The 15,129-nt window shown below is 65.6% G+C and carries 11 protein-coding genes and 1 pseudogene; 6 read left to right on the top strand and 6 right to left on the bottom strand.

What is annotated here, in order from left to right; all coding sequences use genetic code 11:
* The first annotated feature begins 116 nt into the window (after positions 1 to 116).
* From D3877_RS24130 to D3877_RS29605, 5 genes and pseudogenes are all read left to right on the top strand, one after another.
* A complete protein-coding gene (locus tag D3877_RS24130) occupies positions 117 to 1,475 on the top strand; it encodes a trypsin-like peptidase domain-containing protein (protein ID WP_147395285.1) in 1,359 nt (452 codons plus the stop codon).
* Between the two features lie 109 nt (positions 1,476 to 1,584).
* Positions 1,585 to 3,684: a molybdopterin-containing oxidoreductase family protein gene (locus D3877_RS24125; RefSeq protein ID WP_119833354.1), complete on the top strand. Its 2,100-nt coding sequence runs from the start codon at positions 1,585 to 1,587 to the stop codon at positions 3,682 to 3,684.
* 32 nt (positions 3,685 to 3,716) lie between these two features.
* The gene (locus tag D3877_RS24120; RefSeq protein WP_119833353.1) at positions 3,717 to 4,238 is read left to right on the top strand and encodes an L-2-amino-thiazoline-4-carboxylic acid hydrolase; all 522 of its coding nucleotides are present in this window, start codon (positions 3,717 to 3,719) and stop codon (positions 4,236 to 4,238) included.
* Between the two features lie 152 nt (positions 4,239 to 4,390).
* A complete protein-coding gene (locus tag D3877_RS24115; RefSeq protein ID WP_158599990.1) occupies positions 4,391 to 6,055 on the top strand; it encodes a methyl-accepting chemotaxis protein in 1,665 nt (554 codons plus the stop codon).
* 222 nt (positions 6,056 to 6,277) lie between these two features.
* Positions 6,278 to 6,725, top strand: a pseudogene (locus D3877_RS29605) (transposase); the annotation flags it as partial.
* A 268-nt stretch (positions 6,726 to 6,993) separates the two neighbouring features.
* Here the strand turns inward: D3877_RS29605 and D3877_RS24110 are convergent.
* Genes D3877_RS24110 through D3877_RS24095 form a run of 4 tightly spaced genes read right to left on the bottom strand, consistent with a single transcriptional unit; the run spans position 6,994 to position 11,999 of the window.
* Positions 6,994 to 7,749 (bottom strand): ABC transporter ATP-binding protein, encoded by a 756-nt coding sequence (locus D3877_RS24110; RefSeq protein WP_119833351.1) that lies wholly within the window; start codon positions 7,747 to 7,749, stop codon positions 6,994 to 6,996.
* Positions 7,746 to 8,819, bottom strand: coding sequence for a FecCD family ABC transporter permease (locus tag D3877_RS24105; protein ID WP_199720934.1), 1,074 nt, complete (start codon positions 8,817 to 8,819; stop codon positions 7,746 to 7,748). The genes D3877_RS24110 and D3877_RS24105 overlap by 4 nt, the downstream gene beginning before the upstream one ends.
* Entirely contained in the window at positions 8,797 to 9,870 is a 1,074-nt protein-coding gene (locus D3877_RS24100) for an ABC transporter substrate-binding protein (protein WP_119833350.1), read from the bottom strand. The genes D3877_RS24105 and D3877_RS24100 overlap by 23 nt, the downstream gene beginning before the upstream one ends.
* Positions 9,870 to 11,999 (bottom strand): TonB-dependent siderophore receptor, encoded by a 2,130-nt coding sequence (locus D3877_RS24095; RefSeq protein ID WP_119833349.1) that lies wholly within the window; start codon positions 11,997 to 11,999, stop codon positions 9,870 to 9,872. The genes D3877_RS24100 and D3877_RS24095 overlap by 1 nt, the downstream gene beginning before the upstream one ends.
* A 480-nt stretch (positions 12,000 to 12,479) precedes the next feature.
* Between D3877_RS24095 and D3877_RS24090 the strand changes: the two genes are divergently transcribed.
* Positions 12,480 to 12,824 carry a DUF6481 family protein gene (locus D3877_RS24090; protein WP_119833348.1) on the top strand — a complete coding sequence of 115 codons (345 nt, stop codon included), beginning with the start codon at positions 12,480 to 12,482 and terminating at the stop codon, positions 12,822 to 12,824.
* Between the two features lie 218 nt (positions 12,825 to 13,042).
* On the opposite strand, the gene D3877_RS24085 is transcribed toward D3877_RS24090, so the two are convergent.
* Both D3877_RS24085 and D3877_RS24080 read right to left on the bottom strand, forming a co-directional pair.
* Positions 13,043 to 13,705 carry a hypothetical protein gene (locus tag D3877_RS24085; protein WP_119833347.1) on the bottom strand — a complete coding sequence of 221 codons (663 nt, stop codon included), beginning with the start codon at positions 13,703 to 13,705 and terminating at the stop codon, positions 13,043 to 13,045.
* Positions 13,702 to 15,078 carry a hypothetical protein gene (locus tag D3877_RS24080; RefSeq protein ID WP_147395282.1) on the bottom strand — a complete coding sequence of 459 codons (1,377 nt, stop codon included), beginning with the start codon at positions 15,076 to 15,078 and terminating at the stop codon, positions 13,702 to 13,704. Before D3877_RS24080 ends, D3877_RS24085 begins: the two co-directional genes overlap by 4 nt.
* Between the last annotated feature and the right edge of the window lie 51 nt (positions 15,079 to 15,129).

Genomic DNA, 15,129 nt, shown 5'->3' with positions numbered 1-15,129 from the left:
TTCCAGGTTGGTGACATTGCGTTAACCTGACTTCGTTGCCCTAAGCCGTCTTCCGGCGGCCTTGACGGGACGGCTTTATCTGCGGTCTTCTCCCCTGACGGTTGGAGGATTGGTTCATGATGATGTGGCTTGGCCGCTTGATTCTGGTGGTTGGGCTGATCGTCCCCCAAGCCGCGCCCGCCGTCGTCATTCTCGACAGCGTGTGGCGGGAGGAGGGCGGGGCGCGGGGCCGCGAAACGGCGGGCTTCGGCGCGCACATCCGTCTGGCCCAGGAACCGCAATTCCGCCCCGTGCTGTCCTTGTCGCTGGATGGCGGAACCAGTTGGGGCGACGGGTCGGGCACCTGGATCGGCAACGACGCCTCCCACGCCTACATCCTGACCTCCGCCCACAATTTCGACGATTCGGAGTTGAGCGAGGCGCGATTCCGCACCGACGACGGCACGGTTCTGCGCGGCGAGCGTCTGTGGATCCACCCCGATTATGACGCCGATGACGATTGGAGCGGGCGCGACGCCGCCATCGTCCGGCTGAGCCGCCCCATCACCAATCTCGGCCCGCCGCCGGTGCTGTACAGCGGAAACGCCGAACAGGGCCGGATCATCACCTTCGTCGGTTATGGCACGCGGGGCATCGCGTCGGTCGGCGAGGATGAAAGCTACAACGCCGGGCTGGACAAGGCGGCGGCGCAAGGCCGGGTGGACGATGTGGAGCCGCTGCGCCGCCCCACCGACGACCAGGACGCGGGCAATTCGCTGGCGGTGTTCCTGTCGCGCGAGGATGGCCGGATCGAGAATCCGTTGGGCGGCCCGCGCCGTCCGGCGTCGCGTCTGGCCGGTCTGCTGGGCGGCGGCGACAGCGGCGGGTCGGCCTGGATGCAGGATGGCGACGGCTGGGTGATCGTCGGCATCAACACGGCGGGCGACGGCAAAGCTGGCTACGGCGATTTCTCCTGGTTCGTGCGCACCACCGGGATCCGTTCCTGGATCCGGTCGGTTTTCCCCGGCGTGGCCTTCACCAGCGGCGGCGGCGCCCGCCCGACCACGGTTCCGGCGACGTTCGAGCCTGCGCCGCTGACCGCCGCGCCCGCACCCGTGGCCACGCCCCTGCCGACGTCCACATCCGCCCTCTGCACGCCGCGCGCCCGCGTCTTCGCCCTGTCCGACGAGGCGTGGTATCCGGCCCGCGCCCGCAACCCCGGCAAGGGCGGAACCTGCCGCGTCCATTTCGAGGATTTCGACGACGAAGAGGACGAGTTCGTCGAACCCGACGATTTGCTCGCCTGGAACGCCGAGGGGCCGGGCCGCGCCGTCGCCTCCTGCAAAGTCGGGCTGGCGGTGGTGGCCGAGGACAACGGCGTCTGGTACCCGGCGACGATCAAACGCTCCAAGGGCGATTCCTGCGTCGTCGAGTATGACGACGAGGATTTCGACACCGAAACCCTCCCGCTGGAGCAGATTCGCCGCCTGCGCTGAAGCGGGCGCTTTGGCGGCGCGGTTCGACAGCCTCCTTGCGCCATGCTAAGCACACGAACGAGGCGCCGCGCCAAACCGGACGCCGCACGTTCCGACCGGAAGCCCAACGATGCCCGCCCCCAACGCGCACGCCACCGTCTGCCCGCATGATTGTCCGTCCACCTGCGCGCTGGAGGTGGAGATCCGCGACGATCCGCAGATTGGGCGGCGGATCGGGCGGGTGCGCGGGGCGGCGGACCACAGCTACACGGCGGGCGTGATCTGCGCCAAGGTCGCCCGCTACGCCGAGCGCGTCCACCACCCCGACCGGCTGACCCAGCCCTTGCGCCGCACCGGGCCGAAGGGATCGGGCGACTTCGCCCCCATCGGCTGGGACGAGGCGCTGGACATCGTCGCCGACCGCTTTCTGGCGGCGGAGCGGCGCCATGGCGCGGAAAGCGTCTGGCCCTATTTCTACGCCGGAACCATGGGGTTGGTTCAGCGCGACGGCATCAACCGGCTGCGCCACGCCAAGGGCTATTCCGGCTTCTTTTCGACCATCTGCACCAACCCGGCCTGGTCGGGCTTCCTCGCCGGGGTTGGCCGTCTGGCCGGGGTCGATCCGCGCGAGATGGCGCGCTCCGACCTTGTCGTGATCTGGGGGACCAACGCGGTCTCCACCCAGGTCAACGTGATGACCCACGCGGTGCGCGCCCGCAAGGAGCGCGGGGCGAAGATCGCCGTGGTGGACGTCTACCGCACGCCGACGATGGAGCAGGCCGACATCCCGCTGCTGATTCGTCCCGGCACCGATGGGGCCTTGGCCTGCGCGGTGATGCATGTGCTGTTTCGCGATGGGCTGGCCGACCGCGCCTATCTGGCCAGCCACGCCGCCGACGCCGACGGGTTGGAAGCGCATCTGGCCGACCGCGATCCGGTCTGGGCCGAGGCGATCACCGGCCTGCCCGCCGCCGAGATCGAGGCCTTCGCCCGGCTGGTCGGGCAGACCCCGCGCGCCTTTTTCCGGCTGGGCTATGGCTTCACCCGCTCGCGCAATGGGGCGGTCAACATGCACGCGGCGTCCTGCATCCCCGTGGTCAGCGGCGCGTGGCGGCACGAGGGCGGCGGCGTCTTCCACACCAACGGCGCGATCTATCATTGGGACAAGACGCTGATCGAGGGGTTGGACCTGCGCGACCCGACCGTGCGCATGTTGGACCAATCGCGCATCGGCCCGATCCTGGACGGCGACGCCGAGGCGTTGGCGGGCGGACCGCCGGTGACGGCGCTGCTGATCCAGAACACCAACCCGATGGCGGTCGCCCCCGACCAGACCCGCGTCCGGCGGGGCTTCGCCCGCGACGATCTGTTCACCTGCGTGCACGAACAATTCATGACCGACACGGCGCGGATGGCCGACATCGTGCTGCCCGCCACCATGTTTCTGGAGCATGACGACCTCTACCAGTCCGGCGGCAACCAGCACATCCTGTTCGGCCCGGCGCTGATCGACCCGCCGGGCGACTGCCGGTCCAACCACGCCGTCGTCACCGCCCTCGCCAAACGGCTGGGGGTGGACCAGCATCCGGGCTTTGGCATGACGGCGCGCGAGTTGATCGACGCCACGCTTCAGGCGTCGGGCTGGGGGCGGCTGGCGGCGCTGGAGGAGGCCCGCTTCATCGACGCGCAGCCGGATTTCAACACCGCCCATTGCGTGGACGGCTTCCCCTGGCCCGATGGCCGGTTCCGGCTGAAGCCCGATTGGGCGGCGCTGTCCTACCCAGCGCCCTCGCAGTTCGGGCCGGTGGCGGCGATGCCGTCCTTTCCCGACCATTGGCCGGTGATCGAGGCGGCGGACGAGGAGCATCCTTTCCGTCTGGTGACGGCTCCGGCCCGGCACTTCCTAAACAGCAGCTTCACCGAAACGCCGGGATCCCAGGCGCGCGAACGGCAGCCCACCCTGATGATCCACCCCGACGACGCGGCGGGGCAGGGGCTGGCCGAGGGCGACCGGGTGGAGTTGACGAACCGGCGCGGCGCGGTGATCCTGGATGTCCGGCTGTTCGACGGGGTGCGGCGCGGCGTGGTCATCGCCGAATCGATCTGGCCCAACGCCGCCCACCCGGGCGGGCGCGGCATCAACACCCTGACCGGGGCCGACCCGGTGGCCCCCTTCGGCGGCGCCGCCGTCCATGACAGCCACGTCCGTTTGCGCCGCTGCCCCGACTGACGTCTTGTTCCACCCCGATCCGCGAGGATGCGATGACGGATTCCGCTGAAACACCGCCCGCCGCGACGCCCACGACAACCGCGACGGCGATGGGCATTCTGGAGCGCCGCCGGATCGAGGCGGAAATCCTGAAGCCGGTCTATGAGGAAATGGCCGCCCGGCTGGGCGATGTCATGGCGCAAGAGATTCTGGGCGCGGCGATCACCAAGGCCGCCCTGGCCGCCGCCGCCGCTTTCGCCGCGCAGGAGCCGAACGGCACCAGCCTGAACAGCTTCGCCGACCTGCAACATCTCTGGACCAAGGACGACGCCCTGCGCATCGCGGTGACGCGACGGGACGACGACCATTTCGATTACAACGTCACCCGCTGCCGCTACGCCGAGATGTATCGGTCGATGGGGCTGGGTCACGTCGGCCATCTGCTGTCCTGCAACCGCGACGCGGCGTTCTGCACCGGCTACGACCCGCGCATCACCATGACGCGGACGAAGACCCTGATGCAGGGCGACGACCATTGCGACTTCCGCTACCGCTTCAACGCGACGGAAGAATAGGCGCTCGCCACCGCCGCTTCCGTTTGGCTCTATGCTGCAAGTCTGTATCCTCTCCGGGTCTCTCCTGATTTCCGATCCACGACAATCGGCGCACCATGTCGCATCGACCCATGCCATGCGGTCAATGGGACATGCTGCGCAAGGAGAGACTGGTGAAGATATCGACCAAGCTTTTGGCCCCGGTCGCCGTGCTGTCCTTAATCGCCATGTCGATTGGCGGGGTGGCTTTGTGGGGGATGGCCCGCACCGACGACGCGACCCACGCCCTGTTGCAAAGCAACGCCGTGGTCGTCACCGCGTCGGAATTGCGGTCGGTCAGCCGGGCGTTGCAGCGCGACGGGCTGAATTTGATCGCCGAAGACGACCAGGGGCAAGCCGGGTTGAAGGGCCGTTTCGCCGAGCGTTTGGACGCCATGGGACGGCTGACCCAGGAGTTGGACGCGCGGTTGCGAAGCGCCGGACGGGATCGCAGCGGGCAGATGGTCACGCTGCAAACGAAGGTTCGGGACAGTCTGGGCAAGGTTCGCGATCTGGCCCTGGCCGGAAAGCGTGACGACGCGCGCGCGCTGTTCCGCAGCGAATTGCGCGACAGCGAACGCGCCGCGTCCCAACTGACCGATCCCCTGATTGACAACGAAATCAAGGAAGGCGAACGGCTGACCCAGCGGTTGGACGATGTCGAGCATTCCGTCACCCTGATGGTTGTGTCCTTCGTCCTGATCGGCACGCTGGCCGGAATCATCCTGTCGGCGCTGATCGCCCGGCGGGGGATTGTCCTGCCGCTGGCCCGACTGACGGCGGCGATGGAGCGGCTGACGCACAAACATTATGACGCCGATCTCTCCGACGCCACTCGCGCCGACGAGGTCGGAACCATGGCCACGGCGGTTCTGGTCTTCCGCGACGCCATGCAAACCGCCGACCGTCTGGAGGCCGAACAGGCGCGCGACCGGGCGGCACGCGAACGGCGCACCGAGGCCATCGAGCGCATGATCGGCGCGTTCGAGCGCAACATCGCCAGCATCCTGAACACCGTGTCCAACGCAGCGGCGGAACTGGAAGCGACCGCGAAAAGCATGTCGGGAATCGCCGAGGACACCAACGAGCGCGCCACCGCCACCGCGCGGGCCGCTGAAGAGGCGTCGGTCAATGTTCAGACCGTGGCGGCGGCGACCGAAGAGCTGGCCGCGTCGATCACGGAAATCAGCTCTCAAGTCTCTCGGTCCACCGACATCGCCAATCAGGCGAGCGCCGAGGCCGACCAGACCAATCGAACCGTGCAAGGGTTGGTCGATCAGGCCCAGCGGATCGGCGAGATCGTCCGCCTCATCACCGGCATCGCCAGCCAAACCAACCTGTTGGCGCTGAACGCCACCATCGAGGCCGCCCGTGCGGGCGAAGCGGGCAAGGGCTTCGCCGTCGTCGCCAACGAGGTCAAAAATCTCGCCACCCAGACCGCGAAGGCGACGGAAGACATCTCCAGCCAGATTTCCTCCATGCAGGGGGCGACCGACGGGGCCGCCAACGCCATCGCCGGAATCGGCCACACCATCGGCAACATCCGGCAGGTGGCGACCTCCATCGCGTCGGCCATCGAGGAGCAGGGAGCGGCGACCGCCGAAATCTCCCGCAACGTGCAAGAGGCCGCCTCCGGCACCCAAGCCGTCAGCGCGAACATCGTCACCGTCAGCCAAGCCGCCAACCAGACCGGCGCGGCGGCGGCCCAGGTGCTGGGCGCGTCCAGCGATTTGGCCCAGCAATCCGTTCGCCTGAAGGCGCAGGTCGAACAGTTCCTGTCGGGCATCCGCGCCGCCTGACATAAGGCCGCCCGGCGTCGATGGGCGGCCCCTGGTTGGTTGAGGATAAGGGCGACGTGGGTCGTGCCGACGCGCCCATATCGCCGGAATCCAATGTTTTCCATAATAATAGTTATGAGTTTTTATTATGTTCGCGGGGCAGGTTCTATCCTGAAGTGAAACTCTTGTTTTAAAACAATGGCTTAAACTTTGGGTGCGGTCACTTGGGCTGCAAGCTGCGCGGCAACCCGATCCCGCCGGAGCGCTGGTTTTCCCTGCCCTGCCCGCATGACCATCACCTTTGATCGGGGAACGGAGTTCTTCGCTTATAAGGCTTTGACGATGGACAGCTATTTCTGCGATCCCCACAGTCCATGGCAAAAGAGAGGGGTCGAGAACGCCAATGGCCGTGTGCGCAGGCGCCTCCCGCTCGCCAGCCCGGAAACCGAGCGGACATCGGCAGCTCTGACCGCCCTCGCCCGCCGTCTGAACGACACGCCTCGGCGGCGCCTGGGCTATCGCACGCCCGCTGAAGTTTTCGCCGCCAATCTGGCTTCTCTCGCCACCTCGGCGCAGGTCAGAAATCCTGAACATCCTCTCTCCCGACCGCTCGCCCCGGTGGGTCCACAGGCTTGATCCGCCTTGGCTATATGGGGAGCCGTCGGATCAAGCCTGTGGACTACCGGGGCGACATCACGAAAACACAAAAAGGATTGTAGTCACACAAAGTCATCCGACGTCGCACTTCAACTTGAATCGGCGGCGCAAAGTTGGAATGCCCGTCTGTCGTAAAACAGAACGGTACGGTTTCGGACGCATGGATCGTGACTGAGACGAACGATCACGACAACCTCACCGGCGACTGACGAATTGCCCGCGTCGCCCCATGCAGGGGTGACGCGGGAAGCCCCCCAGACGACCGACGACCCAATCTCCGCGCGTGGGAAATGGGGGCCGAGTTACGAGCGCGCGGTTCCCACCCCGTCAAGGAAGACGGGAACCACCGCCTCGACCGTTCCGGCGACCCGCGCGCGGTGAATGGGAATTCCGTAGAGCCGCGCCAAGTTGGCTTCCGTCATCACCGTGTCCGCCGCCCCTTGGAGATGCTCCTCTACTCCCAACATCAGCAGGGCCTCGTCGGCGATGCAAAGCGCATGCTGGGGCAGATGGGTGCTGAACAGGATGGCGTGCCGCCCATCCGCGCGCAGTTGGTGGAGAACCGACAGCAGCAGCGCTTGGTTGGCGAGGTCCAGCGCCGAGGCTGGCTCGTCGAGGATCAGCACCTCCGCGCCAGTGACCAGCGCGCGGGCCAACATCACGATCTGCCGCTCGCCGCCCGACAGGCGGTTGAAAAAGCGGTCGGCGAACCGCAACCCATCGACCTGGGCCAACGCGTCTTCGGCGGCCCGGTAGTCGGCCCGGCTCGGCGAGCCAAACAGACCGATCCGCCTTGCCCGCCCCATCACCACGACGTCAAGGCAACGATAGGGAACGCTGTCGCCGATCGACTGCGCGACGTAACCGATCTCCTGCGGGGCGCTCCGCTCCCCTTCGGCCAGCGGCAGCAGACCGGCCAGCGCGCGGATCAACGTGGTCTTCCCCCGTCCATTGGGGCCGAGCACCGCCAGACAACGCCCCGGGCCAAGCTGAAGATCAAGATGGCGGAAAATCCAGCGCTCGCCGCGCCTCACTCCGGCGCCGTTCAGGCCGATCATTCGCCCATCTCCTGTTTCTGCCGTTGCCGCAACAGCAGCGCGAAGATCGGGGCGCCGACGATGGCCGTCAGCACCCCCAGCGGGATCTCCGCCGTGGTCGCCGTGCGGGCGATGGTGTCGATCAGCAGCAGATAGGCCCCGCCCATCAAGGCCGAAGCCGGAATCAAGATTCTATGGTCGGATCCGACCAGCAGCCGGGCAAAATGCGGAACCACCAGCCCAACCCAGCCGATCACCCCAGAAAAGGAGACCACCGTCGCTTCGACCAGCGCCACCGCCGCAAAGATCAGCCAACGGTCGCGCTCCACCCGCACGCCCAACATGCGGGCGTCATCCTCGCCCAACGACAGCAGGTTGATGCGGAAGCGCATGGCCCAGATGACCAGCCCCCCGGCCAGGATCACCGGCGCCGCCAGCAGCGTCTGGCGCCACCCGGCGGCGGCGAAGCTGCCCATCAGCCAGAACACGATGGCGGGAAGCGAGCTGTCGGGATCGGCCAGGAATTGGGCCATCGACACCAGCGCGCTGAACAAGGCCGAGACGACGACGCCGGTCAGCACCACGGTGACGACGCCGCTGCGTCCGTCGATGCGGGCCAGAAGCCCGACCAGCAGCAAGGCGGCGGCGCCAGCCAGAAAAGACAGCCCGACCAGCCCGGCCCCCGACACGCCCAGCAGGATCGCCACGGCTCCGCCAAGCGACGCGCCCGACGACACGCCGAGAATGTGCGGCGACACCAGCGGATTGCGGAACACCCCCTGAAGGGCCGCCCCGCACAGGGCCAAACCGGCGCCGCAGGCCGCAGCCATCAGCACGCGCGGCATCCGCACCAGCAGGACGATCCGTTCCTGCAACGAACTCCAGTCGGCTTCCAGCCCGCCCGGCAGAATCTGCGCCGCGACGATGCGCAGCGCGGTTCCCGGCGTGACGGAGAAACGACCGGCGCACAGCGCGACCACCATCATCGCCACCAGCGCCGCAGCCATCGCAACCAACAGCCAGGAACGGTTGGTCGCGGCGGCGTGGGCGGTGACGCCATCCCGAGAATCAGCGGCTGACGATACGGTCATAATTCAGCGCCCCCTGATTGATCTCGGGCAGCAGCAGATGGTCGATCTCCGCCTCGGATGGTTCCCGGCCATAGACCAGCGCGATGCCCCGTCGGATCTCGCCCCGCAGATCGTATGTTTGGGCGTCCGGGGCGAACAGCTTGGCCAACCACAGCCAGAACAGCGGATTTTCGGCGTTCGGCGGCTCCCAACGAAAGGCGCCGACGGGCGCCTTGTAGACCCGCCTGGCCTTCGCGGCGGCGGTGCTGGACAGCAGGGGATCCGCATAGACGTCGGCTGGATTCAGATCGCGGTTGGCGCTGTTCAGCAGGATGATTTGGGGATCCCAGATCATGATCTGCTCGGCGGTGACGGTGATGGAGCCAGCCCGCTCAGCGGCGACATTCCGGCCACCGGCGACGGTCATGGCGAAATCGGTTGGCGTCCCTGTTCCGGTCGCCACCAGATGGCCAGCCATCCGCGACAGAAACAACACGGTTGGCCCGCCGCTGGCGGCATGATCGGGACGGGCGATGCGCCCAAGGACGTCATCCCGCCAGGCGACCAACGCCTCCCCCCGCTCCGGTTGGCCGACCAGATCGGCCATCAGGCGGATGTTGCGGCGCGTGGCGTCCTCGTCACCATAGACGATCAGCGCGGTTTTCAGCCCAGCCTCGACCAGCGGCGACACCACCTGAGGCCCCAGTTCACCCCGTTGCAGCACAAGGTCGGGTTCCAGGGCCGCGATGGCCTCAACATTCGGCATGAAGGCCGATTTTCCAGCGCTGAGCAGCGAGGCGGGCACGTCGTTCAAGCGTGGAAACAACCTGCCGAGCAGGCCGGATTTCGCCACCTCGCGCACCGTCTGGTGCATGCCGACAAGACGGTCGGCCGAACGGTCGACGGCGATCAACGTCGGAGCCGAGGGGGCGGGCAACGCCACCACCCGCTCCACCGGCTTGGACAAGACGATTTCGGCGCCGGTCAGATCCTTCGTCCGCACACCCGCCGCCCCGGCAAGCTGCGGCAGAAGCGCCAAAACAAAGGCGGCGGCGGCAATCATCCTCGCCATCAGAAGCGAACCTTGGTTTGGAAGACCGCCTGCAACGGCTCCCCAACCGCGACGCCGAGATTGTTGACCGCCGAGGTGTAGTATGTCTTGTCGAAGATGTTTTTAACATTGACTTGGAAGCTGACCGGCGTGCCATGCAATTCGGTGTCATAGGAGGCGAAGGCGTCCGCCACCACATAGGCGGGCATGTAGAAGCTGTTCGCGGCGTCCCCCGCCCGCTTGCCAGCGTAGCGGGCGCCGCCGCCGATCCGCAAAGCCGTGCCGCCCATCACCGATCCAAAATCATGCGTGACGAACAGCGAAGCGGTGCTGCGGGCGACGTTGGCCAAACGGTTCCCCTTGTTGGCGGGATCGTCGGTGACTTGCGCGTTCAACAGGCTGTAGCTGCCGATGACGCTCCACCCCGGCGCGACGTCGCCAGCGACGTCCAGCTCAAAACCGCGCGACCGCACCGCGCCGGCGGTGCGGTTCACCGTGAGGCCGTTGACCACTTCCGAATAGAGCACGTTGCGCTTGCGCAGATCGAAGAGGGCGGCTGTGGCGGTCAGGCCGCGCGCCAACTCGACCTTTGCGCCGACCTCGTAGGCGTCGCCCTCCTCCGGCGGCAGGGCGCCGATGTAGCTGGAGATTGAGGAGTTTGGCCGGAAGCTTTGGCTCCAACTGGCATAAATGGACGCGTCCGGCGTGACTTTGTAGACGGCGCCGACGCGCGGCACGAGCTTGCCGTCCTGCACGTTGGTGTTGACGTTGAAGGGGCGGCCTCGACCGGCGAACTGATCGTAATGCTGATAACGCAGACCGGCCAGCGCGATCCAACGATCGCCCAACTCCACAGAATCCTGGACATAGACCGAGGAGGTTTCCAGCCGTTCGGTCTGGTCGCTGTCGCTCGCCACCACATTGCGGCTGGGCGCGAGACGGCCATAGACCGGGTTGTAAATGTTGAAGGCCGTCGACGTCGAACCACGGATCAAGTCCGTGCGCAGCGTGTCGCTGTGGTCATAAGAGGCGCCGAACAACAACTGATGGCGCAGCCCGGCGAACTCGGCCTTGCCGGTGACGTCCGCCCGCAAGGCATGGACGTCCACATTGGAATCCTGGGTGGCGTCGGCGCGCCGGGTCAACGCTCCGGTTCGGGCGTTGTAGGCGGTGACGCGCGCTTGATCGTCCTTGTACCAGTTGTGGCTGTAGGCGTAGTTGACGCTGACGGCCCAGTTGGAATCGATCTTGTGATTGACGCCGATACGGGCAAGCTGCGTGAAGCCGCTGGTCACGTTGTAAGGTTCATCGAAGCGCTCGCGCCGCGACACCGGAACCGCTTTGCCCGTGCTGGCGTCAAAGATCGTGCCGCGATCAAAGGGGACCTGATACCGGGTGTATTCGTAACCGAGGGTGACGGTGGTGTCTTCGCCGTACCAGGCCAGCGAGGGGGCGACCGTTTTCTGCCGGATGCGCCCGAATTCGCGCCAATAGGCGGTGTCCTGAAGGTCGCCGACAAAGCGGTAGGCGAGATTTGAGCCGGTCGCCAGCGGCCCGGTCACGTCAACCTGCCCGCCCCCACCGCCAAAGCTGCTGACCCAGGCCGCAGCCTCGCCATGTTGGGTCAGTTCCGGCATTTTGCTGACGACATTCACCAGGCCACCGGGATCGAGGATGCCGTAGAGCGTCGAGGCTGGCCCCTTCAGCACCTCGACACGGTCGGCGCCAGCGGTGAAGCTGCGCGGCATCGCCGTCCGAAGCCCGTCGCGCATGGTCGAGCCATCGCGGTTGTCCCCAAAACCACGTTTCATAAAGGCGTCCTGGGTGCCGCCCAGCGTGTTGCCTTGGGTGACGCCGCTGACGTTCGCCAGCGCTTCATCCAGCGTCCGAACAGCTTGGTCTTTGAGGACGGGCGCGGCCACCACGCTGACCGCCTGCGGCACGTCGAGCAACGGGGTGTCGGCGCCGGTCGCCAGGGAGGACCGCTTTGGCTGATAGCCCACGGTTGGGGCCACGCCGTCACCAATCAGAGTCACCGGCCCAAGCAGCAGCGGCGCGGGGGTGGCGCCTGTCGCCTCCTCCGCCAACGCCGGGAACGCGGCGGTCGAAGCCATCGTCACCGCGCAGGCGACACACGCCAGCGTCTTCATTTTCTTCACGCCTTTTGCCGGGCGCTGCTGGTGGTGTTTCCTTCGCGACACAGCTCGACGCCTTTCTTTCGCACTAACTACAAAGGGTTAATGCGAAGACCGTACAGAAACCGGCGTTGTGATGCAACTGCGTATAATTCGCATTCTAAGGAAAACTCAGCCTGCTGTCTGGGCTGAATAGGACGCGAAAATGGTCGACATCAGGACACCTTCCAGAAGGGCCACCCGCCATCGATTCAAGACAAAACCAGCCAAGGGTTTGCAGCCGCTGCGCGGCGAGATTTTTCAAGCGGCGTCGCCGGTTGCGCGGGCGGAACGCTCCGCGCGCTCTCCAGCGATCACTGTGCGGTGGTTGTTTGAATGTTGAAAACGCCGCGCCCCGAATCGCAAGGGAGCCGCCCAAATATTGCGTGTCGGGATAGGCGCGCGGTGGTATAGATTGTTTGCGCGATTGAAGAAACGATAGAGAAGTATTCGTTAATGAGCGGGTTTAAGGAACAGGGTTTTGGTGATCGGCAGGGCGCGGCGATGGCCGCGAAGAAAGATCAGTTGCGGAAATTCCGCGAAAATTCCATCGTGAATGACGCGACTTTTGCCGAACAGCAGGCCGCCCGCCTCGCCGTTCGCGTCGCTCGCGAGCAACGCGCCGCCGAACGTCAGGCGGAGCGCGAGGCCGCAGCGGCCAAGGTCGCCGCTGATAAGCTTGCCGCTGAGAGCAAGGCCGCTGAGGAAAGCGCGGCGCGGGTCGCCAACGACCAGGAACTCCTGATCGAGCAGAAAGCCGCGCGTGACGCTCGGTACGCCGCTCGCAAGGCGCGGAAGTAACGGCTTCGGCGCCGACGGGCGTCAAGCCCACGGCGCCCTTAAGATCCCGCGACGGCCATCCGGCTTTCGCGGGGTTTTGTCGTTTCGGGCCTTCCCAGGTCGGCCCAAATTCGCCGAGAAGGTGAGACCGCGCGGGACGCGCCAGGGCGCGATGGCGGCGCCACACGCCCGGCTTTTCTGATTTGGGCGCGCGGTCGAGTTGACCCACCGGATCCCATTCAAACAAGGGGCGCCGGTTCGATGTTGGTTTCGTCCGGGACGGTTTCGGCGCGTTGATCGGTCAAGCTTCGACCGTCTGTGGTCATGACCCAATCGTAAACGCAAATGGCCGACCAGCCGGTGACGGCGCGGCCCCACTGGTTGTAGGTCATGCGGGCGCCGTTGAATTCGACGTCTTTGGCGTTGATTACCGTGGCGGCGGAGTCGGCGTACCCCTTGATGGAGAGGGTCGCGCCGATTTTCACGATCCCCCAATCGATCAGTTTCGACATGCGCGGCAGGTTGGTTCTGGTCTTCGTCCCCGGTCGCGAGACGACCCCAGCCTCCACGACGCCGCCATCGCCGAAGCCGATGAAATAGCTGTCGGCGCGCTTGGCGGGGATGAGGCGTTCGCACGCGATGTAGGTTGAAGCCCCCTGTTTGTAGGGAGTCAGCGCGACGCAGGAAATATCGACGTCGTACCCCGACAACCAGGCCACCGCCGACAGGGTTTGCGGATCGAAACGGGACGCCACCAGCATGATGCGCTGGCGATTGTTGAAACTCTTCTCGGCGGCGTTCTCGGCCAGGAATTTGGTGATGATCCGCTTGCCGATCTCCTCCGCCGTGTCGCTCGGCCTTTGCGGGGGGAGCAGCCGACCGCGTCGCCGCAACGCGATCAAGGCTTGTAGGCGAAGGTGAGTTTGGAGGCGTTGCTGACGAATCGCTCGTTTAGCTCCTTGATGGCCTTGTCCAATTCGTCCGTCGACCCCACCGTTTCCAGAAAAGATCCGAACATGGCCTGATTGTTGGCGACAAGCTCCTGATTCTTGCTGCTGAGACCCTTGAAGGTCAAGGCGCTGCCGACGCGGCCGATCTTCGACAGTTCAGCGCCGCCGACATTGCGCGCGTCGTCGGTTTTGTTCGGGGTGAAAAGGCCGCAACTGAGCAGGTTGTCGCTCAGCTTCCCGCCCTGCACGGCGGTCGTCACCAGTGACGCCGTCACGTCAATAAGATTCGAGCGCGAGCGCCCTAGAATTTCGTTGGTCAGCAGGGATGTCGTCATGTTGAACAGGTTTCTTTGATCCTCGTTGAACGGTTCCAACGCCTGTTTGTACTTATCTTGATCGAACAGTCCATGGAGATGCAAAGTGGCGAGTGATTTTGGATCCTTAATCAGTTTTTCTTCTTCCGGGAATAGGGTTTTGTATTCTGACCCCTGAACGCCTGACATCGATTTTCCGACAACGAAATTGCTCTTCTCGGCGGAGGTCGCGCTGTAGTCGCCCAGGCCCATGTAAACGGTGTGGTCGGCATAGTCGCTCAGCTTCATGCGCTTGAGATCGGTCGGGTCGTCTTTCTTCGGAGCTTCGATCTTGCCAAGGCGCGCCGACAGATCATCGCTTCCACGGCGGCGCAGCTTTATCAACTCATCGAAGCCGACCGCCTTGGCGCCCTTCTTGAAATCGAATTTTTCCAGAGTCTTCCAGGTCTCGCCGGTCGTGTCGACCTCGGTGATCGTCGGTTCCAGAGAGGCTGGAACCTGGATGTGCTGATTGGACTTCTGGCCGATGTTCCATTTGTAGATCAACCCGCGATACAGCTTCTTGTCGTCTTCGGACAGGGGATCGGGGGACCGCCGCCGCTTCACGAGCTTGGGACCAGAGGAGGCGACGCTGCTGACGGGAACGCGCTTGGCTATGAACTCAATGATCGAATCCCGGGAAATCAAATCGGCCGACAACCCAAGGCCGGGGTTGGCGTTGGCGTAGGCCATCGCGTGCTTCCTGAGCCGCTGGACCGCGACGCCAGAGCCGGACTCGGTCGGCCTGAACGACTGCGGCGAAGCGGCTGGGCGGGCGCCGAAGGTCGCGGCTGGCGGCGCGACGCTGCGGACCACGTCTCCCGTCGTCGGCGCGAGGCCCGGCAAGCTCCGCTGGGTCGCCGAGAGGGCGGCGCGGCGCGGTTGCGCGACCGTCGCGACCGGGCGGGAGGGCGCGGGTGTCGTAGGGCTGTCCGATCGCTTCGGATGCGGCGGAACGGAAAGGCGAGACACGGCGACTCCCATACGGTGGGGTTGTTGATTGCACGATCCCCGCGCGAGGCC

It is taken from the genome of Azospirillum cavernae, assembly GCF_003590795.1.
GTDB classification, from domain to species: Bacteria; Pseudomonadota; Alphaproteobacteria; order Azospirillales; family Azospirillaceae; genus Azospirillum; species Azospirillum cavernae.
This window is presented reverse-complemented; position numbering and strand designations above follow the sequence as displayed.